The sequence below is a fragment of the Campylobacter armoricus genome (assembly GCF_013372105.1).
GTDB lineage: Bacteria > Campylobacterota > Campylobacteria > Campylobacterales > Campylobacteraceae > Campylobacter_D > Campylobacter_D armoricus.
The window spans coordinates 440079-466615 of the sequence record NZ_CP053825.1 but is presented as its reverse complement, the minus strand read 5'-3'; the positions used below and the strand labels follow the sequence as shown (position 1 = coordinate 466615).

Annotated in this window: 26 protein-coding genes, 1 rRNA gene and 3 pseudogenes; 13 read left to right on the top strand and 17 right to left on the bottom strand. The window is 27.4% G+C overall.

From position 1 onward, the window contains the following. Nucleotide 1 precedes the first annotated feature (1 nt). The gene (gene gatC / locus CARM_RS02435) at nt 2-289 is read right to left on the bottom strand and encodes an Asp-tRNA(Asn)/Glu-tRNA(Gln) amidotransferase subunit GatC (protein ID WP_139426682.1); all 288 of its coding nucleotides are present in this window, start codon (nt 287-289) and stop codon (nt 2-4) included. 147 nt (nt 290-436) lie between these two features. Between gatC and CARM_RS02430 the strand changes: the two genes are divergently transcribed. The 5 genes from CARM_RS02430 (at nt 437) to pyk (ending at nt 5547) form a co-directional block, all read left to right on the top strand. After that, entirely contained in the window at nt 437-982 is a 546-nt protein-coding gene (locus CARM_RS02430) for a hypothetical protein (protein ID WP_139426680.1), read from the top strand. Next, complete coding sequence (locus CARM_RS02425; RefSeq protein WP_139426678.1) at nt 979-1974, top strand: hypothetical protein; 996 nt, start codon at nt 979-981, stop codon at nt 1972-1974. Before CARM_RS02430 ends, CARM_RS02425 begins: the two co-directional genes overlap by 4 nt. A gap of 29 nt (nt 1975-2003) precedes the next feature. After that, entirely contained in the window at nt 2004-2627 is a 624-nt protein-coding gene (locus CARM_RS02420) for a type III pantothenate kinase (protein ID WP_139426676.1), read from the top strand. A gap of 110 nt (nt 2628-2737) precedes the next feature. Then, nucleotides 2738-4084 carry an FAD-dependent oxidoreductase gene (locus CARM_RS02415; protein WP_139426674.1) on the top strand — a complete coding sequence of 449 codons (1347 nt, stop codon included), beginning with the start codon at nt 2738-2740 and terminating at the stop codon, nt 4082-4084. Between the two features lie 11 nt (nt 4085-4095). Next, nucleotides 4096-5547, top strand: coding sequence for a pyruvate kinase (pyk, locus tag CARM_RS02410; protein ID WP_139426672.1), 1452 nt, complete (start codon nt 4096-4098; stop codon nt 5545-5547). A gap of 6 nt (nt 5548-5553) precedes the next feature. Here pyk and gmhA read toward each other — a convergent pair whose 3' ends face one another. Genes gmhA through CARM_RS02390 form a run of 4 tightly spaced genes read right to left on the bottom strand, consistent with a single transcriptional unit; the run spans nt 5554 to nt 8955 of the window. Next, nucleotides 5554-6114, bottom strand: coding sequence for a D-sedoheptulose 7-phosphate isomerase (gmhA, locus tag CARM_RS02405; protein ID WP_139426670.1), 561 nt, complete (start codon nt 6112-6114; stop codon nt 5554-5556). Beyond that, complete coding sequence (gene rfaE1 / locus CARM_RS02400; RefSeq protein WP_139426668.1) at nt 6092-7477, bottom strand: D-glycero-beta-D-manno-heptose-7-phosphate kinase; 1386 nt, start codon at nt 7475-7477, stop codon at nt 6092-6094. The genes gmhA and rfaE1 overlap by 23 nt, the downstream gene beginning before the upstream one ends. Continuing rightward, nucleotides 7470-8426: an ADP-glyceromanno-heptose 6-epimerase gene (rfaD, locus tag CARM_RS02395; protein ID WP_139426666.1), complete on the bottom strand. Its 957-nt coding sequence runs from the start codon at nt 8424-8426 to the stop codon at nt 7470-7472. Before rfaD ends, rfaE1 begins: the two co-directional genes overlap by 8 nt. Before the next feature lies 1 nt (nt 8427). After that, nucleotides 8428-8955, bottom strand: coding sequence for a D-glycero-alpha-D-manno-heptose-1,7-bisphosphate 7-phosphatase (locus CARM_RS02390; RefSeq protein WP_139426664.1), 528 nt, complete (start codon nt 8953-8955; stop codon nt 8428-8430). Between the two features lie 132 nt (nt 8956-9087). Here CARM_RS02390 and CARM_RS02385 point away from each other — a divergent pair, with 132 nt between their 5' ends. After that, nucleotides 9088-9393, top strand: coding sequence for a c-type cytochrome (locus tag CARM_RS02385; RefSeq protein ID WP_139426662.1), 306 nt, complete (start codon nt 9088-9090; stop codon nt 9391-9393). A gap of 11 nt (nt 9394-9404) precedes the next feature. Here CARM_RS02385 and ccoS read toward each other — a convergent pair whose 3' ends face one another. Further along, entirely contained in the window at nt 9405-9620 is a 216-nt protein-coding gene (gene ccoS / locus CARM_RS02380) for a cbb3-type cytochrome oxidase assembly protein CcoS (RefSeq protein WP_139426660.1), read from the bottom strand. Next, complete coding sequence (locus tag CARM_RS02375) at nt 9617-11962, bottom strand: heavy metal translocating P-type ATPase (RefSeq protein WP_139426658.1); 2346 nt, start codon at nt 11960-11962, stop codon at nt 9617-9619. Before CARM_RS02375 ends, ccoS begins: the two co-directional genes overlap by 4 nt. 175 nt (nt 11963-12137) lie before the next feature. On the opposite strand from CARM_RS02375, the gene rho reads away from it, so the two are divergent. Both rho and CARM_RS02365 read left to right on the top strand, forming a co-directional pair. Next, entirely contained in the window at nt 12138-13442 is a 1305-nt protein-coding gene (gene rho / locus CARM_RS02370; RefSeq protein WP_139426656.1) for a transcription termination factor Rho, read from the top strand. Nucleotides 13443-13444: 2 nt separating this feature from the next. Further along, the gene (locus tag CARM_RS02365) at nt 13445-14983 is read left to right on the top strand and encodes a DNA polymerase III subunit gamma/tau (RefSeq protein WP_139426654.1); all 1539 of its coding nucleotides are present in this window, start codon (nt 13445-13447) and stop codon (nt 14981-14983) included. Here CARM_RS02365 and cfrA read toward each other — a convergent pair. Further along, nucleotides 14980-17073: a TonB-dependent ferric enterobactin receptor CfrA gene (gene cfrA / locus CARM_RS02360; RefSeq protein WP_139426652.1), complete on the bottom strand. Its 2094-nt coding sequence runs from the start codon at nt 17071-17073 to the stop codon at nt 14980-14982. The two genes, CARM_RS02365 and cfrA, sit on opposite strands and share 4 nt — an antisense overlap. A 155-nt stretch (nt 17074-17228) precedes the next feature. Between cfrA and exbB the strand changes: the two genes are divergently transcribed. The 3 genes from exbB to CARM_RS02345 are packed head-to-tail and all read left to right on the top strand — an operon-like array spanning nt 17229 to nt 18692. After that, nucleotides 17229-17660 (top strand): TonB-system energizer ExbB, encoded by a 432-nt coding sequence (exbB, locus tag CARM_RS02355; RefSeq protein WP_139426650.1) that lies wholly within the window; start codon nt 17229-17231, stop codon nt 17658-17660. Beyond that, nucleotides 17653-18042 carry a TonB system transport protein ExbD gene (exbD, locus tag CARM_RS02350; RefSeq protein ID WP_139426648.1) on the top strand — a complete coding sequence of 130 codons (390 nt, stop codon included), beginning with the start codon at nt 17653-17655 and terminating at the stop codon, nt 18040-18042. Before exbB ends, exbD begins: the two co-directional genes overlap by 8 nt. Beyond that, the gene (locus CARM_RS02345) at nt 18039-18692 is read left to right on the top strand and encodes an energy transducer TonB family protein (protein WP_139426646.1); all 654 of its coding nucleotides are present in this window, start codon (nt 18039-18041) and stop codon (nt 18690-18692) included. Before exbD ends, CARM_RS02345 begins: the two co-directional genes overlap by 4 nt. A gap of 10 nt (nt 18693-18702) precedes the next feature. Here the strand turns inward: CARM_RS02345 and CARM_RS02340 are convergent. From CARM_RS02340 to CARM_RS02320, 5 genes and pseudogenes are all read right to left on the bottom strand, one after another. After that, nucleotides 18703-19111, bottom strand: a pseudogene (locus CARM_RS02340) (DUF411 domain-containing protein). Between the two features lie 68 nt (nt 19112-19179). Beyond that, on the bottom strand, nt 19180-19647 hold the full coding sequence (locus tag CARM_RS02335) for a hypothetical protein (protein ID WP_139426644.1): 468 nt from the start codon (nt 19645-19647) through the stop codon (nt 19180-19182). Nucleotides 19648-19766: 119 nt separating this feature from the next. After that, complete coding sequence (locus CARM_RS02330) at nt 19767-21035, bottom strand: citrate transporter (protein ID WP_139426642.1); 1269 nt, start codon at nt 21033-21035, stop codon at nt 19767-19769. Between the two features lie 12 nt (nt 21036-21047). Next, a complete protein-coding gene (locus CARM_RS02325) occupies nt 21048-22022 on the bottom strand; it encodes an asparaginase (RefSeq protein ID WP_139426640.1) in 975 nt (324 codons plus the stop codon). A gap of 76 nt (nt 22023-22098) precedes the next feature. After that, entirely contained in the window at nt 22099-22299 is a 201-nt protein-coding gene (locus CARM_RS02320) for a hypothetical protein (protein WP_139426638.1), read from the bottom strand. 143 nt (nt 22300-22442) lie between these two features. Here CARM_RS02320 and CARM_RS02315 point away from each other — a divergent pair, with 143 nt between their 5' ends. Further along, nucleotides 22443-23087, top strand: coding sequence for a S24 family peptidase (locus CARM_RS02315; protein ID WP_139426636.1), 645 nt, complete (start codon nt 22443-22445; stop codon nt 23085-23087). Nucleotides 23088-23092: 5 nt separating this feature from the next. On the opposite strand, the pseudogene CARM_RS02310 reads toward CARM_RS02315, so the two are convergent. Continuing rightward, a pseudogene (locus CARM_RS02310) lies at nt 23093-23449 on the bottom strand (phage tail tape measure protein); the annotation flags it as partial. Between the two features lie 41 nt (nt 23450-23490). Here CARM_RS02310 and CARM_RS02305 point away from each other — a divergent pair. Beyond that, on the top strand, nt 23491-23808 hold the full coding sequence (locus CARM_RS02305; RefSeq protein WP_139426634.1) for a hypothetical protein: 318 nt from the start codon (nt 23491-23493) through the stop codon (nt 23806-23808). A 111-nt stretch (nt 23809-23919) separates the two neighbouring features. Here the strand turns inward: CARM_RS02305 and CARM_RS02300 are convergent, their stop codons facing one another. The 3 genes and pseudogenes from CARM_RS02300 to rrf form a co-directional block, all read right to left on the bottom strand. Then, nucleotides 23920-24114 carry a phage tail assembly protein gene (locus CARM_RS02300; RefSeq protein ID WP_139426632.1) on the bottom strand — a complete coding sequence of 65 codons (195 nt, stop codon included), beginning with the start codon at nt 24112-24114 and terminating at the stop codon, nt 23920-23922. A gap of 476 nt (nt 24115-24590) precedes the next feature. After that, a pseudogene (locus CARM_RS02290) lies at nt 24591-24995 on the bottom strand (AAA family ATPase); the annotation flags it as partial. 1245 nt (nt 24996-26240) lie between these two features. After that, nucleotides 26241-26357 (bottom strand): 5S ribosomal RNA (gene rrf / locus CARM_RS02285). Nucleotides 26358-26537: the final 180 nt, after the last annotated feature.

The following is a 26537-nucleotide window of genomic DNA, read 5'->3' as shown; positions in this document are numbered from 1 at the left end:
ATCACTCTATAATTTTAGGAACAATAAAAAAACCATCTTGTGAATTTGGAGCATATTTGCTAACCATATCAATCACTTCAGATTTTTTAACTTCATCGTTTCTAAAAGGAGTACCGCCATTTGTAGTACTTGTCATAGCTTCAATACTATCAAGTTTAAGCTCATCTAATTTTTCAACAAAATTAACAATTTGACTTAATTGCTCTTCTAGTTCTTTTCTTTTTTCATCAGCTATTTTCAAAGCACTTAATTTCTCAAGTTTAGTAAGTAATTTATCATCAATTTGCATTACACACCTTTTTTGAATTTAAAAATATTTTAATTTTATTATTAAAAAAATTATAACATAAAATAATTTATTTTTTTATTATTATATGATACAATTATGCCTTTATAAAAATTAAATGATTTTTATTTAATTATATAAAGGAAATTTATGGCATTAAAAGAAAATTTAAAAGCTGCACAGCAAGAATTAAATTCTCAAGAACAAATGATAGAAAGTTTTATAAAATCAGAACGCTTTATAAAAAAATACAAATATTACATTATAGCCATAATGGTGCTTTTAGTGGCTTATTTTGGTGGTAATTATATCTACACAATCAATCAAGAAAAAAATATAAAAGCAAGTAATGAAATTTTTATAAATTTATTAAAAAACCCCAATGATAATAAACTACTTGAAGACTTAAAGCAAAGCAATGCTAATTTATATGCAATTTTTATAATGAACCATACGGGTTATGATTTAAACGGAACTGCAAATCTCAACATAGATCCTTTGTTAAAGCAAATTATCTTAGCACAAAATAATCAAAAATCAGACTTTTTAAAAGACTATAATACCTTATTAAAAGGTTTTGATTTTTTAAAAAACAATGATTTTAAAAATGCAGATATTGAATTTAATAAAATTCCTATAAATTCTCCTTTGTGGCAAATTATCACAAGTTTAAAACATTACCAAGGAATCAAATGAGACATTTTTTGTTATTTGCTGTAATATTATTTATATTTAATGCGTGTGGCACAAAAAGAGAGTATTATCAACCATCTCAAGTAAATTCACTTTCAAATACACCAAAGAATATTAGCGGTAAAATTGTTAATTTTAACAATAATGTAGCTCAACTAGACAATAATGCTTTTATAAACAATCTTGGAGACATTGTTAAATTCAAATTAGATAAAAACTACAATATAATTAATACCTATCAAGATGAAATTTTAATTGCTGACGATAATGGAAATTTTAAAATCATTAATCTCAAAGGTGAGGAGTTATATTCTTATAAATTTAATGAAAGTGTGATTAGTGCTAGTTTAGATGGTGATGATATAGCCTTAGTCTTAGCCAGCAATACTTTAGTTTATGCCAATAAAAATCTAGGAATCAAGCTTTTACAAAACCTAGGAACGGCTTATGCTCAAGATAGTCGCTACGCTAGCCCATATTTTTTAAATACTATTATTATATATCCTATGCTTAATGGAAAATTAGCCATAGTAAATAAAAGTACATTAAAAATAAGTAGAGAGATTATAGTAAGCAGCGAAGAGTTTTTTAATAATATAATCTACCTTCATATCAAAAATGATACAATGATAGCATCAACAGCTGAAAAAGTAATTGTCGTAACACCAAATAGAACATTGTATCTTAATGAAAACATTAAAGAAGTTAATGCCAACGACAATGAAATTTTTATACTAACAAAAGATGGTAGAATTATTAAAAATGATTATAATCTTAGAAAAATAGATGAGATAAAATTCCAATTTGCTTTATTTTCAAAAAGCACTTTATATAACAACTCTTTATATGTATTTGAAAAAACAGGTTATTTAATAAAAATAAATACAGATTTGAAAAATTTTATTGTTTATAAATTAAATGATGCTGTAGATAAAAAAAGCTTTATGGCTAATGGTAAATTTTTCTATCAAAATAAAATGTTAGAATTTAATTAAAAGCATTTTTGATCAATAAGGAAGTGTTTATGTTATTATGTGATATTGGTAATACTACAGCAAGCTTCTTGAATGATCAAAAATTTCAATCTATGAATATTGAACATTTTTTACAATATGAACCAACAGAAAAAGTATATTATATAAATGTCAATCCTAATCTAGAAGAAAAACTAAGACAAAATTCTTTATATATAAATCTAGCTCCTTATTTTAATTTTGATACAATTTATAAAAATTTAGGTATTGATAGGATTGCAGCTTGCTATACTATAGAAGATGGAGTAGTTGTAGATGCAGGATCGGCTATCACTGTAGATATAGTATCAAATTCTATTCATCTAGGTGGGTTTATATTACCAGGAATTGAAAACTATAAAAAATCATTTATAAACATCTCATCTCGATTAAAATGTGAATTTAACACACAAATCAGCTTTGATGCTTTTCCACAAAAAACAGCAGACGCTTTAAGTTATGGAGTATTTAAAAGTATTTATTTGCTTATAAAAGATAGTGCCTATAATAAAAAATTATATTTTACAGGTGGAGATGGACAATTTCTTGCTAATTTTTTTGATTATGCAATCTACGATAAATTTTTGATTTTTAGAGGTATGAAAAAAGCTGTTTGTGAAAATTTTAAACTTTAATTATTTTCCTTTTCTACTTTAATCACATTATAAGCTTTATTTAAACATAGAGCAATTATATTTTGATATTATTAAACAAACTAAATACTTTGCAAAAAGGAATAAAAATAATGGATCAAAAACATTTTGATACTATAGTAATTGGTGGTGGCATATCTGGTGCTGCTGTTTTTTATGAACTTGCTAGATATACAAATATTAAAAACATAGCTCTTTTGGAAAAATATAGTAGTGCTGCAACACTTAATAGTCATAGCACAAGTAATTCTCAAACTATCCATTGTGGTGATATAGAAACAAACTACACCTTAGAAAAAGCAAAAAAAGTAAAAAAAACAGCAGATATGATAGTTAAATATGGACTTTTACAAAATGCTCAAAACAAATTTATGTATTCGCATCAAAAAATGGCTCTTGCTGTTGGAAATAATGAGTGTGAATATATGAAAAATAGGTATGAAGAATTTAAACAATTATATCCTTACATCAAATTCTTTACAAAAAAAGATATAAAAAAAATTGAGCCTAATGTAGTACTAAACGAAAATAAAACAGCAGATAGAACAGATGAAATTGTGGCTATGGGTGTAGAAGAAGGGGAAATCTTCACTACGGTAGATTTTGGTTTAATGAGTCAAAATTTAATAGAACAAGCTTGTTTACAAGGAAAAAATACTTATGTTGCATATAACCAAGAAGTAATATTTATAGAAAAAAGAGATGGTATTTTTTATATAAAAACGAGAGATTTTAAAGAATATAGTGCAAAATCTATTATAGTTAATGCTGGAGCCCATTCGCTATTTTTAGCACATAAAATGGGAATAGGACTAGACAAATCATGTTTTCCTGTCGCAGGAAGCTTTTATATGGCTAAGGAAAAAATTTTGAATGGTAAAGTATATATGGTTCAAAATCCTAAACTTCCTTTTGCGGCACTACATGGTGATCCTGATTTGCTAGCTAATATGAATACTCGTTTTGGTCCAACAGCTTTGGTTATTCCTATGCTAGAGCGATATCATGGATTTAAATCTTTACCTGAATTTTTTAAAACACTTAATCTTGATATGAATGTAGTAAAAATTTGCTTTAATCTTTTTAAAGATCCAACCATTAGAAATTACATACTTTATAATTATTTATTTGAAATTCCATACATAAACAAAAGATTATTTGTAAAAGATGCAAAAAAAATTGTTCCTAGTTTAACAACAAATGATATTTACTATGCTAAAAATTTTGGTGGAGTAAGACCGCAAGTTCTTGATAAAAAATCAGGAGAACTAATGCTTGGAGAAGCTAGCATAACCGAAATACCAGGAATTGTATTTAATATGACCCCTAGCCCTGGAGCTACAAGCTGTCTTGGAAATGGTTATAAAGATGCTAAACTTATTTGCCAGTATTTGGGCGCAAGTTTTAATGAGGATTTATTTACCAAAGAATTACTATAAAAGGACTAAAAATGCTAAAAAAAACAAAAATAGTCGCAACCATTGGCCCAGCTAGTGAAAATGAAGCAATCATTAGACAAATGATAATTAATGGAGTAAATGTATTTCGTTTAAATTTTTCCCATGGAACCCATGAATATCATAGTAAAAATTTAGAAACAATCAGAAAAATTGCCTCAGAATTAAACGCTAGGGTTGGTATTTTGCAAGATATTAGCGGTCCAAAAATCAGAACATTAAAAATTCCTGAACCATTTGAGTTAAAAAATGGCGATAGATTAGACTTTTACAAGGATACATTTGATGGTGAAAAGCTTTCCAATGAACATTACAAGGTTTGCATTAATCATCCTGAAATTCTTTCTATGTTAAAGGTCGGAGAATATATCTATCTTTGTGATGGCTCTATTAAAACAAAAGTTATACAAGTTGAAAATAATTTCATTCAAACCCAAGTAGAAAATAATGGGATACTAAGCTCTAATAAAGGAATTAACTTCCCAAATACAAAAATCAATATAGATATTATCACACAAAAAGATAAAAATGATTTAACTTGGGGTATTAAAAATGATGTTGATTTTCTAGCTATATCTTTTGTACAAAATGCACATGATATTGATGAAGTAAGAAAAATTTTAGATGAAAACAATGCTAAAATAGCTATTTTTGCAAAAATAGAAAAATTTGATGCTGTGGAAAATATAGATGAGATTATAAACTGCAGTGATGGCATCATGGTAGCAAGAGGGGATTTGGGTATAGAGGTTCCATATTATAAAGTTCCAAATATACAAAAGCTAATCATCAAAAAAGCTAATGAAGCTAACAAGCCAGTTATCACAGCCACACAAATGCTTTTTTCTTTAGCAAAATCCAAAACCGCTACAAGAGCTGAAATTTCAGATGTTGCAAATGCGGTATTAGATGGAACAGACGCAGTAATGCTTAGCGAGGAAAGTGCTGTAGGGATTGATCCAGCTAATGCTGTAGATATAATGACCCAAACTATTATAGAAGCTGAAAAAAATTATCCTTATAATAAATTTGAAAATTTTAAATGCTTCAGCGAAACAGACATAATAACCAAATCAAGCACACAACTTGCAACAAATTTAAATGCAGATGCTATTTTTACACTTACAAGTAGTGGCGCATCAGCTATTAAAACTGCAAGATATCGACCAAAAATGGATATTATAGCTATAACTCATTCTAAAAAAACATTAAACTTTTTGAGTATAGTATGGGGAGTTCAACCAACTATATTAATAGAAAAACATGAAAATTTAACAAAGCTTTTAAGCAATTCAGTAAAACTTGGAATAGAAAAAGGGCTAATGAGCAAAGACGGAGTATATACACTTACTGCTGGTTTTCCAGTAGGAGTTGCAGGTAGTACAAATCTTATTAGAATCTTACAAAAAGAACAAATTGAATATTATTTGAGCTTGAATAAATAATCAAGCTCAATATCTTTGATCTATTAAATCACATAAACAATGAATAATTAAAATATGCATTTCCTGAATTCTAGCCGTATCATTAGATGGAACTACTAAATTTATATCACAAATTTTATTCATATCGCCACCATTTTTTCCACTAAGTCCTATACAAAGCCCACCAAGTTCTTTTGCTTTTTCAAAAGCATTTAAAACATTTTTACTCTTACCACTAGTTGAAATTCCGATCAAGACATCATTTTTATTAAATAATGCCTCAACCTGTCTTGAAAATACAAATTCAAAACCATAATCATTTCCTATAGCACTGAGTGCTGAAGTATCAGTGGTTAATGCCACAGCAGCTAATGCTTTTCTTTCTTTTTTATACCTTCCACTAAGTTCAGCAGCAAAATGCTGAGCATCAGCAGCACTTCCACCATTACCACAAATTAATAGTTTTCCATTATTCTCTAAGCAATTCGTCAAAATTTTAGCCACTTTTAAAATATCTTCTTTTAGTGTTATAGTTTTTTCCAACACTTCTTTGTGTATATTAAATTCATTTTCTATTTTTTCTATCATTCTTTATCCTGTTTATAATATTTGTAGTACTAAAACCATCTTCAAATTCTATCAATTTAACTTTTTTAACTAAATTTGAGCCTATTATTTCCTTATCTTTATAATCAGCTCCTTTTACTAAAATATCAGGCTTTAAAAAGCTAATTAACTCATAAGGAGTATCTTCATCAAAAATCACAACATAATCAACAAAATACAAACTAGCAAGCATACAAGCTCTATTAAATTCATTATTTATAGGTCTATCATTTCCTTTTAATCTTTTTACACTTTTATCAGAATTTAAACCTATAACTAAAATATCGCCTAGTTTTTTTGCTTTTTCAAGATATTTTATATGACCAAAATGCAAAATATCAAAACATCCATTTGTAAAAACTATTTTTTTATTTTGTGTGATTTTTATAAGTTCTTCTTTAGTTTTTATCTTATCTTCAAAAGATGATTTTTCAAGATTTTTAACCTCATCAAAACTTACACTCACACTTCCTACTTTAGCTACAACTACAGCTGCTACTTTATTTGCCAACTCACAAGCTTTTAAAATATCTATATTTAAAGATAATGCATAAGCAAGCATAGCTATTACACTATCTCCAGCTCCTGTTACATCATAAACTTCCAAAGCTTTAGCGGGAATTATGTGTAATTTTTCATCAAAAACCGCTATTCCTTCTTCTGATAAAGTAATAATAGAATATTTTAAACCATAATCATCTTTTAATTTTTTTATAAAAAATTCTAAATTATCTAAACTATCAATTCCTAAAGCATTCATAGCTTCTTTTTTGTTTGGAGTAAGCAAAGTAGCATTTTTATATTTTGAAAAATCATTTCCTTTTGGATCTACCAAAATAGGTATATTTAAAGAATTTGCTATGTTTATAAGCTCTTTGCACACTTTATCACTTAAAGTGCCTTTTTTATAATCACTTAAAATAACAGCTTTAAAATCTTTTATTATTTTTTTAAATTCGCTTATTATTTCATTTTCTAATTTTGTCTCAAAGTCATTTTCATCATCAAGCCTTAAAACTTGTTGAGAGTGAGATAAAATTCTACTTTTTAAAGGCGTTTTTCTATCTTTTTCTATAAATAATTTTGCATTTAAATTTTCTTGCAAAAATTTACCGCTTTCATCATCACCAATAACACCTATAGCATAAACATCAGCACCTAAACTTTTTAAATTTGCATAAACATTACCAGCTCCGCCTAATCTTTTATCTTCTTTTTTTGATTTTACCACCATAACAGGTGCTTCAGGACTTATCCTTTCACAATCGCACCATATATAATGATCTACCATAAAATCGCCTACTACTAAAATTTTAGGATTTTTAGAAGTTAAAAAATCAAACATTTACTTCCTTTTGAAAAATTCTTTTTATCTCAGGTAAATAATCTTTTATGCCATCTTCTAAGCTAAATTTTGGTCTATAAGAAAAATTTTCATCTAATTTTGCTTGAGTATGAAATTGATAAGCTTTTATATAAGGATTTGGCATATATTCACATTTTAAATTTGTATTTAATTCTTTTTGTAAAATATCTACTATATCTTGAAAGGTTCTAGCAACTCCAGTTGCTACATTATAAATTCCACTTTTTGAATTTAAACAATCAAGATTTGCATTTACAGCATCTTTAATATAAACAAAATCTCTATAAATCTTATCGCTTCCTTCAAATAAACGCGGATTTTTATTTGATAAAATTTGCAAACCAAACTGCAATATCATAGAAGCGGTAGTATTTTTAAAAAATTCATTTTTGCCATAAACATTAAAATATCTAAGCCCTACTATATGCATTTTATCAAAATATTTTTTAGCTAAATTATCCATCATCAATTTTGAAAAAGCATAGGGATTTTTTGGAATTTCATGCTCTCCTACACATTGTGGGCTAGGCGCATCTCCATACACTGAAGCTGAGCTGGCATAAATTAATTTGCAATTATTTTTTAAACAAATATCTATTAAATATTTAAAAGTATTTAAATTTGTTGTTAAAACTTTATTTTGATCATAAACTGTAGTATCAGAAATCGCAGCTTGGTGAAAAATAACATCAGGTTTAAAATCTTTAATTTTTTCATAAACTTGCATATCATTTATATCAGCTGTAAAAATTTCTCCTTTAAAGTCTAGCAAATTCTTAAAATGTCCAAAACATTCTAAATTTCCATTATCTAATTTATTATTAGTTCTCATTTTATCTATAATCAAAATTTCATGATTTTGCTCTTGTAATTTTAAAGCAAGATTTGAACCTATAAAACCAGCTCCACCTGTTATAACAACTCTCATCTTAATCCTTTAAATATTTTAAAAGTTCTTTTAAATTTTTAAAAACTTTGTAATTTTCATCATCTTTGTAATTTTCATCATCTTTGTAATTTTCATTTATCAAAAATAAATTTTTAACATTTGCATTTATTCCTGCTTGCATATCTGTTATATTATCACCTATAAAAAAAGATTTTTCCATATCTATATCAAATTCTTTTTGCGCTTTTAAAAGCATAGCGGGTTTTGGTTTTCTGCATTCACAACCTTGCAAATGAGGACAATGATAAATTTTTTCTATTTTTATATTTTTTTTATAAAATTCATCTTTCATAAACGAGCTTAATATTTGAAAATCATTTTCAGTGTAATAACCTCTTGCTATGCCTGATTGATTTGTTATTACAAAAATTAAAAAATCTTTTTGTATAAAAAAATTACAAAGCTCAAAAATACCATCACAAAATTCAAAATCTTTTATTTTATGAACATATTTTTTATCTATATTTATAATTCCATCTCTATCTAAAAACAAGGCATTTTTTTTCATAAAAAAATTATAATGTATTTTTATTAAGATTTTTATAATTTATCAAATATTTTTTTTAAGCGAATTTAAATCAAAAAATCATATAATAAAAATATTCAATTATGAATTTTTAATTATATTAGGAGTGATACAATGAAAAAATTACTTGTTTTATCAGCTTTAACATGTCTTGGCGTTTCAGCTTTTGCTGCAGATGGCGCAACACTTTATAAAAAATGTGCAGTTTGCCATGGTGCTAAAGCAGATAAGGTATATCTTAATAAAGTTCCTGCTTTAAATTCTTTAACTGCAGCTGAAAGACTACAATTTATGAAAGAATACGCAGCTGGCACAAGAAATGCTTATGGACAAGGTGCTATTATGAAAATCAACCTTAAAGGTTTAACAGAAGCAGATTTCCAAGCAATTGAAAATTACATAGAAAGCTTAAAAAAATAATCCAACAGCCTTTATGGCTGTGTTTTTTGATTTTTCTTTTCTAAGGCATCTTTTTTTCTTTTTTCTAAAATAATTGCATCATTTAAGGCATCTTCACTATCATTTAAAATTGTAAATTTACGATCATCATCAAATTGTTTATTTTTAATACCCCAAAGCAAAGAAATAATTGCCAAAAATAAAGCAACTAATGAAACCCCTATCATCATTATCAAAACACCATTCATTTTTTTATCCTTAAAGCATTTAAAACAACTATTATACTACTAAATGACATTGATAAAGCAGCTATTAATGGGTTAATCAATCCAAAAAAGGCTAAAGGTATAGTTAAAGCATTGTAAAACAAAGAAAAAGTTAAATTCTGTTTTATTGTAAAATAAGTTTTTTTAGCCAATTCTATAGATTTTTGCAAACTTTTTAAATCATTTTTAAGTAAAACCACATCACTATTTTCCATAGCAAGTTCAGAACCTTCTTTTAGCGAAATTCCAACACCTGCATAAGCTAGAGCTAAAGCATCATTTACCCCATCTCCAACCATTAAAACTTTACCCTGCTGGTTTAATTCATCTATTGCTTGCATTTTATCCTCTGGCATACACAATGCTTTAAAATTTTCTATTTCCAATTCTTTAGATACTTTATCTGCTGCATAAAAATTATCTCCAGTTAGCATATAAATTTGTATATTTTGCTTTTTTAAAAATTTAATCAAATTTTTAGCATATTCTCTAATGTTATCTTCTAGTTCAAATACAGCCATTATTTTTTTATTTTTGACAAAAACAAAATGTGTATTTTTGAATTCTTCAGTTTTAACATTATTTTCTTTAATAAATTTCTCGTTTCCACCTAAAAATTCATCATTTCCAAAAAAGGCTTTATATCCTCTTGCTTGAAAATTTTGCACATTATTAAATTCCAATCTCTCATATTCTTTTTCATTAAAAAATTGCAAAATGCTTTTAGCAACAGGATGATTGGTTAAATGCAAGAAACTGATTAACTCATTTTTATTTAATTCTTTATCTAAAATATATTTCTTTACCTCTAAACTAGCCCTTGTCAAAACACCTGTTTTATCAAAAACAGCAATATTACATTTACTCAAATCCTCCACAACACCAGCCTCTTTGAATAAAATTTTTTCTTTCAATCCAACACTAATAGCTATCAAAGAACAAACCGGAGTAGCTAAGGCCAAAGCACAAGGACAAGCTATAATTAACACTGAAACCATACGCACCATAGCTTCCTCAAAACTTAAATTTAAAACAAAAAAAGTAAAGACAAAGCACAACAAAGCACAAGTTAAAATAATAGGAGAAAAATAACCGCTAATCTGTTGTATCATTTTTTCTATTTTTGCTTTTTTTGTGCTTGAATTTTCAAGTAGTGTAATGATTTTAGCTAACTTAGAGTCCTTATAACAGGCTTTTGCTTCATACAAAGCATTACCACTTAAAACCAGTGAAGCAGAATAAATTTCATCATTTTTTTGCATATCAATCGGCAAACTCTCTCCGCTTAAACTTGAAACATCTAAACTAACATTGCCACTGATACACACACCATCAATTAATACTCTATCACCTTCTTTTAATTCTATAATATCCCCTATTTTTATCTCTTCCACATCAACATTTTCTATTTTTTCGTTTTTTAATACCCTAACTTCATCAACCAAAAACGAACGCAAATGATCAAGAGTATCCAAAGCTTTTTTCTTACTCAAAAGCTCTAAATATTTTCCTACAAAAACAAAACAAATAATCATAGCAACAGAATCAAAATACACTTGAGAAGATCTTGAAAACATAGCCCATATTGAATAAACATAAGTTAAGCTTGCCCCGCTAATTACCAAAGTATCCATATTGATACTTTTAAATTTTAAAGCATAATAAGCATTTTTATAAAAAATTGAACCTGTATAAAAAAGCACAGGAGAACAAAGTAAAAATTCAGCAAAATGCAAAATATCCTTGATATCAGCTTCCATTCCACTAAAAAATCCTGCATATTTTGCAACTGAAATCCACATAATATTCATAACACAAGCAATAGCAACTATTAATTTTGCATAAAAATCTCTTTTAGTTTGAGTTGCTCTTTGCTCGTTTTTTGTAGGTAAATATACACTAGCTTTATAACCTATACTCTCTATACTTTGTAGTATTTTTGTTAAACTAATAACATTATCATCAAAAACAACTCTAGCTTTATGTGAAATAGAATTTATATCTACATCTATAACACCATCGCATTTTATAAGAATTTTTTCATTAAGCCAAATACAAGCAGCACAGTGAATTTCTTCTATCAATAAAAAAATTTCACTAAAACCTTCTTTAGTTTTTTGTATGTATTTTTCATAATTTTTATGAACATGCTCTATCACAACCGGGGTTAATGTTTGGTTACCAAGTTTTTCATAAAATTCTTCCAGTTTATTTTCTTGCAATATCTCATAAACACTTTCACACCCTTTACAGCAAAAATAATTTCCATTTTTTACTATCATTTGATTTTGCTTGAAACTCAATTGACAATGTTTGCATTTCATCTTATACTTTCAATGTTATTTTTATAATATTTTATCATTTTTTTTAAATTCATAGTTTTAAAAATATTTACAAAGCTATATTATAATTTTAAAAACTTGACAAAAAAGCATTTTTTTGAATAAAATCTTGATATTCATTTTTTAAATACTACATTTTCTACATTTTAGAGGATATATGGAAAATACAAAAGAAAAAAAACAACATCAAAGAACACACATTCCAGTGGAAGGTTACAAAATAGAAGATTTAAAGTTGCTAGATTTGGAAAGCTTAGTAAAAATAGCCAATGAAGCTGAAATAGAAAATCCAAGAGAATTTAGAAGGCAAGATCTTATTTTTGAGATTTTAAAAGCTCAAACTAAAAAAGGTGGCTTCATACTCTTTACAGGAATTTTAGAAATTTCACCCGAGGGTTATGGTTTTTTACGCGGAATGGATTCTAATTTAAGCGATAGTGTAAATGATGCTTATGTATCAAACTCTCAAATTAGAAAATTTGCATTGCGTGTAGGAGATATAGTTACTGGTCAAGTTAGAGAGCCTAAAGATCAAGAAAAATACTATGCTCTATTAAAAATCGAAGCAATCAATTATCTTCCATTAAAAGAAGCCAGGGAAAGACCTTTATTTGATAATCTTACTCCAATTTTTCCAACTGAAAAGATTAAACTAGAATACGATCCTTTAAAGCTTACAGGAAGAATGCTTGACTTATTTGCACCTATTGGAAAAGGGCAAAGAAGTTTGATAGTTGCGCCTCCAAGAACTGGTAAAACAGAGCTAATGAAAGAACTAGCAACTGCTATTGCTAAAAATCATCCAGAAGCTCATTTGATTGTGCTTTTAGTAGATGAGCGTCCTGAAGAAGTTACAGATATGCAAAGATGTGTAAAAGGGGAAGTATTTAGCTCTACTTTTGATTTACCTGCTTATAACCATGTAAGAGTAGCTGAACTTGTTATAGAAAAAGCAAAAAGAATGGTAGAAACAGGTAAAGATGTGGTTATTCTACTTGATTCTATTACAAGATTAGCTAGAGCTTACAACACCGCTACTCCAAGCAGTGGAAAAGTTTTAAGTGGTGGGGTTGATGCAAATGCTCTTCATAAGCCAAAAAGATTTTTTGGAGCTGCTAGAAATATAGAGCATGGTGGCTCTTTAACCATCATAGCAACAGCGCTAATTGAAACGGGATCAAGAATGGATGAAGTTATTTTTGAAGAATTTAAGGGAACAGGAAATAGTGAGATTGTTCTTGATAGAAATATTTCAGATAGAAGAATTTATCCTGCGATTAACATCATAAAATCAGGTACTAGAAAAGAAGAGTTGCTTCAAGGTATTGAAAAACTCCAAAAAATTTGGGCGATTAGATCAGCTATTTCGCAAATGGATGATATAGAAGCATTAAAATTTTTATACTCTAAAATGCTAAAAACTAAAAGCAATGAAGAGTTATTATCTATCATGAATGAGTAATGATGCTTCAAGCACTCGCTGTAAAATACAGACCAAAAAATTTCAATGAACTTATAGGACAAAGCACTGTTTCCACAAGTTTAAAATATGCTCTTGATAACAATCGTTTAGCACATGCTTATTTGTTCTCTGGGTTACGAGGAAGTGGGAAAACATCAAGTGCAAGAATTTTTTCAAGAGCTTTAGTATGCGAAAAAGGACCAAATGCTAATCCTTGCGGGGAATGTTCTCAATGTCTATCTTCACTAAATGGTTCTAATATAGACATTATAGAAATGGATGCTGCAAGCCATAGGAGTTTAGAGGATATTCAAGAACTTATCGAGCAGGTAAAATATGCTCCTTCTTTGGCTAGATTTAAAATTTTTATTATCGATGAAGTGCATATGCTTACTCCACAAGCGGCAAATGCTTTACTTAAAACCCTAGAAGAACCACCAAGTTATGTAAAATTTATATTAGCAACAACTGATCCTTTAAAACTTCCCGCTACAGTTCTTTCAAGAACTCAACATTTTAGATTTAAACAAATTTCCACCCATGATATTTTAAACCATCTTGAATGGATTTTAGACAAAGAAAATATCAACTATGAAAAAGAAGCTTTAAAACTCATAGCAAGAAGTGGAAATGGCTCTTTAAGAGATACTTTGACTTTACTAGATCAAGCCATAGTATATTGCCAAAATCATATACAAACACAAAAAATCACCGCTATGCTAGGCTTTTTAGATCCAGCTAAAATTGAAGAATTTTATCAAGCTATTTTAGCCAATGATAAAGATAAAGTTCTTGAGTTTTTAAAAGAATTTGAAGATTATGAAGCAAGCAATATTATTGATGAGATGATATTTTTTCTAAAAGAAGCATTTTTTGCCAAAAATAATCTTTTTTCTATGTTAATTTATGAAAGATTTTTTAGAATTCTTTCACGCGCTAAGACTATGTTAAATTCTAGTGATGATGATAGTTTTGTCCTTTGCGTTATGGCTTTCATGCTTATAGAGGCAACTTACCTAAAAACTATTGATGAAGTTATTTATACAAACAAAACTCTATCAAATGAAAATATTCAAAAACCAAAACACCAAGAGTTGCTTTCTACACAAAATCCAAAAGAAGAAAAACTCAATCCTTATGAAAGTTTATTAAAAGCTATATACAAAAGAGATTATGATTTGGCTGAAGTTTTCAAAAAAACAACGCAATTTATTTCTTTTGAAGATGATATTTTAAATATTAGTTCGCATGCTAAAGATGATGATAGAATCGTTTTAAATAATGGTTTTAAATTAATCAAAACCTTACTCCACGAACTCTTTGGAGAAAAAGCACAAATTAAAATTCAAAAAATAGAAACTATAGATACACAAAAACTACAAGATATATTCAAAGAACCTATAAAACAAGAAGTAAAAAGTACTCCAAATTTAAATGAGCATTTTGAAAACTTTAAAAAAGACGCTAAAAAATACGATCCTAAAGATGAAACCAAAGAAGCTCTTAACAAGCTCTTTGGCTCCCCAACAATACAAAATTAAAAACTACCATTGATTGAGATATAAATTCTTCTTCCCTCTTCTATGCGGTTATAAGTATTCACCCAAACATCTTCACCTTTATTTTTATAAGATTCCCAATCATTAGTAAAGCTTTTATCAAAAAGATTATAAATAGCCGCATTAATATTCCAATTTTTATTTATATCATAACGCACGCCCATAGAAGCTAAAAAGACATCTTGGTAATATTCTCTATTGATATTTGTATCACCCATATAACGATCTATTTGCCACTCACCTTTTATCCATGGAGTAAATTTGTTAAAGATACTATAACTTGCTTTTAACATGATATTATGCTTTAAACTATTTTCCTCTGGTTTTCCTATCATAGTTTTATCTTGTGCATCTTTTATTTCACTATCAAGATAAGTATAAGCTAAATCTAAATTTAAATGCTCCATAGGAGTAATCCCTGCTCCAAATTCTATTCCCCTATACTCAACTTTACCATGATTGATCGCTTGATAGCATGTGTTAGCTTCACATTTACCAATACCTAAAATCATATCACCATTACTAAATTTTTGACTAGAAATTTTGTCTTTAAAATTTGTTAAAAACCCAGTGGCTGAAATATAAAACAAATCATTATTATAAACAGCAGCTAATTCATAATTAAGCGAAGTTTCTTCTTTTAAATTTGGATTTCCATACATAGGGTATTTACCTTGACCACCATAATTATAAGCCCCATTTATTAATCTATTTGCATAAGGTGTTCTAAATCCTGTAGATACACCCCCCTTCAAAGTAAGCTCGTTGGTAGGATTATAAACTAAATAAGCTCTTGGAGAAAGATTATTTCCAAAAATTTCATGATGATTATATCTTGCACCAAAAGTAAGCCTTAAATCATCTCTTATACTATATTCATCTTCTGCAAAAAAGGCTAATAAATATTGATCAAAATTAGTAGGATTAGCTATTTTATCTTGCATTTTTTCAAGTCTGTATTCACCACCCACGCTTAAAATATGACTTTGACCCAAAGGTATAACTGATCTAGTATCTAAAATAATATCTTCAGCGACTATATCTCTATTTTGTCCTAAAAACGGCTGAGTTTTTTGACCAACCACCTCACGACCATCATTACTTACGCGATTATATTGTAAAGTGGAAGTAATTGAAAAATTCTCATAAACACCCTCATGGCTTAAATAAGTTACTAGCTTATCAACTTGCATAGTGTCTGTATAGCCACCGGTTAAAGAGCCATCATTTTTATCAGTTGGTTTGGTTAAAGTTCCCAATTGACCTTTTTTATTATCATAATGATTTCTTGAAAAATCAATATCAAATATCAAAGTATTATAATCATCTACTAAGTAATTTAACCTAGTTCCTAAATTGAAATTATTTGCTTTTGTAGGGCTTTGTGCTTGATCGCCCTGAACTCTTTGACCGCTTCCATTGCTAAATTCAACATTAGATTGTTCTCTATAAAACTCTCTAAAACGCAAAGTAAGTCCCAAACGATCATTCATCAATGGACCACTAGAATATATACTTGTACCATAAGTATTACCCCATTCTTTATGTGTATTAAAAATACCATCCAAACTGACTGATGTTTCCCACTCATTGCTTACTTTTTTTGTGATGATATTCACAACTCCACCCAAAGCTTCAGAACCATATAAAGTACTCATTGGTCCTTTTATTACCTCTATCCTTTCTATGCTAGAAATTGGAGGTAAGAATGAATTTGAAATTTCATTAAAACCATTAGGCCCTACTTCTCCACCTATTCCTTGACGGCGTCCATCGATTAAAATTAAAGTGTATCCGGTAATGCCTCTCATGGTAATATTATAAGAGCCAGTTTTTCCTTTACTAGCAAATAAATCCACACCAGGAATATCAGCAATAGCTTCAGCAACATCTCTATAAGGCTTACTTTCTAAGTCTTTTTTGCTAATCACATTTATAGTAGCAGGAGCTTCTTTGATATCTTGAGAAAATCCAGAAGCACTTACTATAGAACTATCTAATAAAACTTCTTGTGATAAAGCATTGCAAACTAAAAGACTAGCAACACAAAACGATAAACAATGTTTTTTCATTATTTCCTTTCTTAATAAACAAATTTTCAAAATTAGAATATTATGATAATAATTATTAATTTAAAATAAATTTATTGTATCAATTATGATAATTGTTATTAATAAAAAATTTAATTTTTGGTAATATAATCACAAAAATTTTTAAGTGAGGATGTATGGAATTTTTAAAAACTTATATTGATTTAATTATATTTATTGTTTTAGGGATAATGGCATTTATTGCTATATGGTGCACCATAGAGCGTATTTTATTTTTTAGAAAAATTAAACTCAATGACTATCAATGTCAAGAAAAATTTGATGATGCTATTAGTGAAAATCTCACTATGCTTTATATTATTTACACTAATGCTCCTTATGTGGGACTTTTAGGAACTGTAATAGGAATTATGATTACATTTTATGATATGGGTGCAAGCGGAAATATTGATGTAAAATCTATTGTTATTGGTTTATCATTGGCTTTAAAAGCCACTGCTTTAGGAATTTTAGTCGCTATTCCTTCGTTAATGGCTTATAATGGGTTGCTTAGAAAAATATCGATTTTAAGCAACGCATATCGCATTTTTAAGGATAAAAATGCTTAAATTGCCAAAAAACGAAGGTTTAAACATCATTCCTTTTATAGACATAATGCTTGTTTTACTAGCCATTGTTTTAAGCATATCTACTTTTATTGCACATGGTGAAATCAAAATCAATCTACCTCAAAGTGAAAATTCAAATTCTACAAATGAAAACAAAGATAAAATAAGTATTTTGATTGATAAAGAAAATAAATTTTATATTAATGGAAAAACAACTTCCTTAGAAGAAATAAAAGCAAAAATTAACACTATAGACTCTAAAACCTTAGTAGAGTTAAAAAGCGATAAAGAAGCAAAATTTGAGAGTTTTGTAAAAATTATTGATATTTTAAAAAATAAAAATCATGAAAATTTTCAAATCTTGACAGAGCAAAAAAGATGAAAGCTTTCATAAACAACCATAAAAATCAATCATTTCTTATCACCTTATTTCTTTTTGCACCCTTATTTCTTATTTTCATTTATTCTAAAAATTTTTTACATATACAGCATAGCACTACAAAAGAAGAAAAATTTAACATAGCTATAAAACAATTTTTGCAAGATTCCTCTAAAACAGAAAACGAGCAACCAAAACAAGAAAGAGTTAAAAAAATAGAGCAAGTCAAAGAAAAAGCTATTATTCAGCCTAAAAAAGCAAAATCTTTAACTAATGCTAAAACAATAAATCAACCAAAAGAAGTAAAGCCTCAACAACCCATTATCACCCAAGAACAAAACACCCAACTAGCTTCTCAAGAAAACATAACCTTATCTAATAATAATGAACTTTTAAAAGAAGTCAAACAAGCTATAGATGAAGCTTTAGTTTATCCTAGACAAGCTAAAAAAATGCGCATGAGTGGTGAAATTTTAGTAGAATTTACATGGACTAAAGATAAAAACTTACTAAACTTAAAAATATTAAAACCATCAAAATACAAATTATTAAACGATAGTGCCTTAGAAACTATACGCATAGCATCTAAGAATTTTCCACAATATGAAAAAACTTTTCATATAAAAATACCATTGATATATAAAATAAACTAAACAAAACTGCTTAGTTTGTCTTGATTAAATTATGTCCTTTATAGATTCCATAAATTTTATAATCTCCATTTTTAAGCATTAAAACAACAGGATATTCTTCTTCATAACCTTGCTCCATTCCAGGACTTCCTTGAGGCATACCAGGAGCTGAAATTCCTATAACATCTTTAGGTTTATTTTCCAAAAGCCAAGCAATTACATCTTCAGGAACATGTCCTTCTATAGCATAACCATCAATCACACCCGTATGACAGCTTTGATATATAGGTTGAATATTCATTTTTTTCTTTTATTTTTAAAAAATTCTCATTTTTATGCACTAGCACTTTATAACCTTTAGTTTTCATATAATCAGCCCAAAGATCGCAACATCCACAAGTAGGACTTTCATAAATATTCAATAATTTATCTCCACTCATTAAAGCTACACTTGATAATATTAAAATACTAATAATTTTTTTTCATAATTTTCTATTATCTTAAATAATTACATAAAAACATCTGATGTTTTAAGAGTCGCTTTTTGTTTTTCTTCAAATTGTGCTTGTGCTATTAATTGTTTAGGACTCAATTGAATATTAATATGAGAAATTTTATTTTGCACACTATTTTGTATATTTTCTTTAATTTGCTCTTCTATTTTCTCTTTTATCTTTTCTTTATATTTTTCATTGCTTTCTACAAATTTTTTCTCGTATTTACCAGTTTCTCTATTGTAATACATTTCTTCTCTGTATTCTTTTAAGGCATTCTCTGAAGCTTCTTTTGCTTCTTGAAACAACTCCTTTAAAGGTCTATCATACAAGCTATTTTTTTCTTGGATACTTGAATTTAATTCAAGTGAAAATGCTTGTTGCTCTTGATTAGATTGCATTAATTGTGTTTCATTTTTTTGCTTTAAATTTAAAGTATTATAAGAATGGTTAAAAAAACCATTATGATCAATGCGAATCATATTATACTCTCCTAAAATAAAATTACAAATTTTATCAAGCAATAATTATTCCAAAAATATTTTATTTTTATACAACCCATAAAATACTTAAATTTTATGGGCTTACAACTTATACCATATTAGAATTTAATAAAAAAAGAGATGATAAAAATCAAGAATAAAGCAAAAAGTTGCGAAGGTCTTTGAAATTTATTTGAATCCTTTAAATTTGATCCTTCAACCAAAGGTATAACGGTTGATAAAGCAGCAACAGGTCCGCCTGTTAGAAAATATTGAGCTATAGAAGCTCCACCTGCTGCTACAAATGCTAAAGCAAAATTATAACTACAAACTTCCATAGTAGCTTGTAAGAATGGCAACAAAATAGCTGAACTCGCGCCATAGCTTTGTGTTATAAATCCAGCAAAAACAGCTACTATAAACATTGCTTGGACAGGAGCTATATTTAAAATTGGCTCAAATATAGTTGCAATAGTTTTTGCTAGTCCTATTTCTTTAATCACAGCACTCATAAATAAAAATGTTATAGTTGCAACCAAAGGAATAGCTATTTTGCTAACTCCATCTATCATATTTTTTTCTGCATTAAAAATATTAACCCTGCTAAGCACAATTGTTAAAACGCTAGAAAATATCCCCAATAAAAAAATAGGATATCCAAAGATAAAACCACCAAATAAGGCAATAAAAGGTAAAAAAATAACATAAACACTATGCTTACTTTTTTGGTTTTCTATTTCTTTTGCTATTTCTTGCATTTTATTTTTATCAATTGCTATAAAATTCTTTTTCTGATAAATCTTAGATCGAAATGCTGAACATAAAATTAAACTCACAGCAACAAAAATAGCAAAAATATTAATTAAGCCAAAACCAATATTAGTAGCACCAATAATTGCAACCTGTGTAGGATGGGTAAATCCACCAAAATTACCAAGATGTCCAGCATGTCCATGTAAGCCTGCTGAATGGTTTGGATTCATACCTAATAACACCGATGGTCTTGCAGTAATTACCGCTGTTACAGAAGGTTGAGTAAAACCTGTCAACATTCCTATAACTCCAGCGCATATAGCACTAGCAGAAGCAATTCCTTCCCCACCACCAATTCTTCTGCCAAATTTTATAATAATTTTTATGATATCATCCATGAACCCGCTTGATTGCATTATCCCTATAAACATCAAAATACCTGTCATATCCAAAATAACAGGATTTAAGCCAGAAAGCAAAAGAGAGTTTATAAGAATATCGTTAGAGTCTAACATAGCAATTAAAACGCTTATTGTTGTTCCAATAACAGCAGTTAAATACAATGGAGTTTTTCCAATCACCATTAAAAAAAGAGTAACACACATAAATATTTGTGAAATAAATAAATAACTCATATTACTTCCTAATTAAAAATGCATATAATAAGAATTAAATTCTTTTAAAATTTCTTCTTTATTAAAATTATTCATTAGCAATAAAGTTAAAAATATCCTAGCTTTCAAACAATCAAAAAACCCTCCCATAATAAAACCATTTTTTTGCAAATCAATTTCACTACCTCTATACGAATATGTATTATAAGCAGTCGGTCCACTTCCTGTTCTAGATGCAACAACACAAGGTATATTTAAACTTAACGACTTTATTTTTTCAATAAAATCAAAAGAAACATGTCCTGCTCCAAAACCATTTATTATTAGACCATCAAAAGCGGATAAATTATCTAAAAAATAATCGTCTCCAGATAAACAAGCAGGTATAATTGCAACTTTTTTATTTATTTTATTTGGAATATGGTAAATTTTATTTTTATAGACAGGGCTGATATATTTTACTTGTTTTTCATATATATAGCCAATATTACCTCCATTAATAGATTTAAAAGTCTCAAGAGAAAAAGAATTACTTTTGTGTAAAAATCTTGGTTGATATATCACATGATTAAAAACAACCAAAACACCTCTTTTTTGAGATAATTTATCACTTGCAACAAGAATTGACTGATATAAATTGCTAGCTCCATCACTTCCAATCTCACTCGGATTTTTCATAGCTCCAGTGACAATCATAGGAATTTCCTCATCCCACAACAAGCTTAATAAAAATGCACTTTCTTCTAGTGTATCAGTGCCTTGCGTAATAACTATACCATTAGAATTATTTCTAATTTCATTTTTTGCTACTTTTATGATTTCTAAAATATCTTCAAATTTTAAAGATGGGCTTGGTACTGCCAATACATTTTTTGCTTCTATGTTTATATTTTCTTTTAAACCAATGCTATCTACTAATGCTTTTGCACTTAATTTAGGACTTACCCCTCCTAGTTCATCTTTTAACATACAAATAGTACCACCTATACCTAAAACACTAATTTTCATACCAATCTCCTTTTTTAAAGTAAGCTAAATGTAAATCAATTGTATGATTGACTTAAAATTAACTTATCATCATTACTTATTTCAAAATATCAGGAAGCTCATGAATAATATTGAGTTCTAAAAGTTTCTTATAAACAGCTTTGGTATTTGCTTTAGCTGTATATTTTTCAGAATAATAGCCATTAACAACTCTAAAAAGGCTCATATAATCCAAATCATATTTTTGAGCAAACTTTTTAAGATTAATATTATTATCTTCAAAATATTTTTTTAACAACTTCTATCCTTTCAATTTGTAATTTTTATTTCAAATTGATTTTTTTAAGATACAATTTAGAAATAAATTTTATACATTATATAGTTATTTTATTTATATGTCAATAATTTATAAATAAAATAACTATAAATAGAAAGTGATAAATGGAAAATTTTAAAACATTAGTAGAAGAAATGAAGCTTTATTTTAATGTTACTAGCTTAGAAATGGTAGCTGAAAAATTGGGTCTTAAGAAATCTACTGCAATAGGATGGAGACAACGAAAAAGAATATCTTCACATGCTATATTAAAGTTTAATCAATTAAAATATAAACAAAATAACTATATAAATCTAGTTAGTAAAAATTTACAACAAACTGAAAAAATAAATAATAAAGATACAATATTGATTCCATTTTATAAAAACTATTATCTTTCATCAGATTTTACTACCGATAGTAATATTACCACACAAACCATACCTTTCAATAAAAATGAATTAAATAGTATGTTTAATTTACAAGAATTTTTAAAAATGGGTATTGTTTCTATGATAGGAAATAGTATGGAACCTACAATAAAAGAAGGAGAGATGGTCGTATTTCAAAAAGATAAATCAACCATAGAAGGTGGTATATATATTGTTGAATTTCAAAAAGAAATTTTAATTAAAAGATTAAAAAAAAGACCCTTGTGTTTAACCAGTGATAACAAAGAATATCCTATTATTGATATTAAAAATCCTAACGAATTAAAAATTATAGGAAGAATTATTGGAACATATAAAATTGATTATAAAAAATTATAAATAAAAATTTTTATTATATTATCATTCTCATCAAAATTTAAAACCTTTCTAACATCAGCCATAGCAGATTCAAAACTTATAGCTTCTCCTAAACCTTTACCAATAATTCCACCTCTAATGACATTACCTAAACTTAAAATTTCATCTTGCAAACCTTTTCTTTGAGCTTTTAATTCTTCTCTTAGATTGCTATTTAATTTAAGGGTATCTAGTTGTTTTTGCAAGCCACTAATGCCAAGTTTAGTTTTTGCTACTACTTTTTCTAAATTATTAAAATCTTTGGTTGCTTCTTTTATAACAGATGCATTCTTTAATACAAATCCTAAAGCGATACCAATTCCAATACTTCCAGCATTTTCCACATTCAACCTTTTTTAAGTAATTGTATTTTAAAATCTTTGCTATGAATAAAAAAATACTTTTAACAAAAAGAGATTATCTCTACTCATATGGCTTTGCAATTGTTTGCTATATTGGCATTTTTTGCACTACTTATAATGATGAAATTTCTTTTTTTGCCAATATTTTTATAACATTTTTTGTAGCTTTGTTTGTTCTTCTTATTGGTTTTTTTCTTGGTTTATCACAGCTTATTCAAGCTTTATTTATGATAAGTTGTGAAATTTTATTTTTTATTTCAAAACTTATTTTTAAACTTTTTAAAAAACTTTTTAGAGCCAAAAACAGCCACAAACAACTTCTAAATCCTAAAGAGCTTTAGTTTTTAACAACTCTTTTGCTATTTCTAAAGCTTTTTCAAATTCTTCCAAATCTAAATCTAACACCTCATTTAAACCCCAATTTAAACTATGGCTTATAAGAGCTATAGCTTCTAAGCTATAACTCCTGCTTCTTGCAAAAAATCTTTAAGAGTGTTTTGTAAAGCCATAAAATCTTTAAGATTTAATTCTTCTATGTCGCTTTCTTGTTTATTTGTAAGCGTAGCTATCATATAAATGGTTTGATCCATTTCTTTATCACTTTTATTGGTAGCATTTTTTAAAACACGCACATTAGGTGCTTTCATTTTTAACTCTTCGCCATTTTCAAGTTTAATTAGTTTTTCATTTTATAACTTATTTATAACAAAAACAATGTTTGTATAATATAATAAAAATATGCAAAGTTTAAAATATAAATACAAACTAAAGAAATTTGAAAAAACTAATGCGGTTATTACACTTGGAAAAGTGGATATAGAAAAGGTCTTAAGCACTTAGAAAAAATTAGATAGAGCGGTGGGACTTGCACCCACAATACGATGTGTTCTCGGACTAGTTACCGCACATCCTCAACTACTACATTGCAACCATCAACCCTATCTAACTAAGATAATTTTAGCTTGATGAAACTAAAAAGGAGCTTAAATGGTTTTAGCTTTAGGAGAATTTGAGTTTAAATCCTTAAATTTTGATAATTTGGAACGAAGTTGTGATTATAAAATTACTAGTTTAAATAGACTTAACAACCACAATGCTTTATTTGCAAGTTCTAAAGAAAGTGAAAAAAATCACCTACTAATAAAACCTTACCATTAAAATTACTTCTTGTTAATCTATAATAAACCATCTCCATCAAAGAAGCACTTACCATAGAAATCTCATCTATAATTAATAAATCACATTGTTCTAAAATGCGTTTAATCTTTTCTAATTTATCCTTTTGTTTTCTATCTTCATAATACAATTCATCATAATTTTGACATCTTTTAAAAGCAAAAAAACTATGCAAAGTTGCTCCACCTATATTAAAAGCACTAAGAGCACTAGAACCTAATACTACTACAACTTTACCTTGTTTTCTATAAGATTTTATAAGCTCCATAGTTAAAAATGTTTTGCCTACACCAGCACTACCACTTAAAAATACATTACTATCTTTTAAAAAATTTATCAATTTATCTAAAATCATTTTGGTATTATATTATGTTTTTAAAAATATCAAAAACTCCATCTAACTTATTCCAACAAACACCTATCACACTCACCATTTCACCATTTTCAAATAAAACAACTATTTTTTTAATATTTTCATATTTATAAATAACTTAAATTTTTAACTATAACTCAACCATATATCCAAATACAACACTCTTTACAATTTAAACCTTCACTCGTACAACAATAATAAATTCACCTAAGCACAACCTAAAGCAATATAATCTATAATCTAAAATAAATTAAGATTAAACTCACTTAAACCACACCACAGAATAAAAACTCCACAATAAAACAATCTACCCCAACCACTAAAAAATAAACTTATTAAAATACACCTCAAGATTTAAAAAATAAGCAATATTTAATTTAAATCCATAAAAATCATAATAAACACTATAATTAAGTAATTAATCAAAAACAACAAATACTATAATTACTAAACCAAATAAAACCATATGAGAATTCAAAAAACCTAAGATAAACACAACACAATAAGAAATCCCTAACTCAAACAACCACTAAATACACCTAGCATACAATTAAAAACCTAAAAACCTCCTCCAACACCCAAAGCTTTAAATATATTTATATCGCTCAAGCCATTATTTATATCTTGTTCAAATTTCACACTTTCTTTAAGCAATTTTTTTAATAAATTTCTCCATATTTTACCTACTATGTTTTTTATAATTTTTTCATACTAATCTTATTTATACAAGCAAATTAATCTTAATCATAAATCCAAATAAACTTTAAAAAGTCAAACCAACTTAACAAATGAAACCAATTTACAAACAACAACTAAAAAACATACAAACCTAATCAAACATTAAAAAATTTAAACTAAAACCAAGTTTATTTCAATCAAACAAATTACACAACTTGCACTACTATATAGCTAAATTCAAATATATAACCCAACAAAAAAATAACTATAACAATCCAACCAAATCCTCTAAATTATATATTAAAAACCTATTACTTAACTAAAACTAAAAACAAACTAAATAATTAGTTATTATTAAAGATTAAACAAAGCACAACTAAAAAAGAATGATAAAAATACCAATCAAGATAATAAAATAAAACAATCTAATTAAAAACAAAAAAGTATATAAAACATTAAACTAAAAAATATAAAAACAAAGATTAATTTAAATAAAAATATATATGAATTATAATTAAAAGTAGTAAGAATAATAAGAAACTAACAAGTCCGCAATGAGCTACTTTCCCCCTGCCAGTAAGGCGTAGTATCATCACCCACGATGTGCTTAGCTTCTTGGTTCGGGATGGGACAAGGCGTCTCCACATCTGTATAATCACGGACATTGTTATTTAAATATTCCATTAAAAGTATAAAAACATAGTAAAATAAAAAATAATCAAATAAAACTATTTTTATTTTAGTTTTCTTTAGTCTTGTATTTAGATATTTTATTTATCTTAAGCTAAATACTTTATTGTTTTACTTTAGAATACTTAAAAAACAATGTTAAGAGCAAGTTCT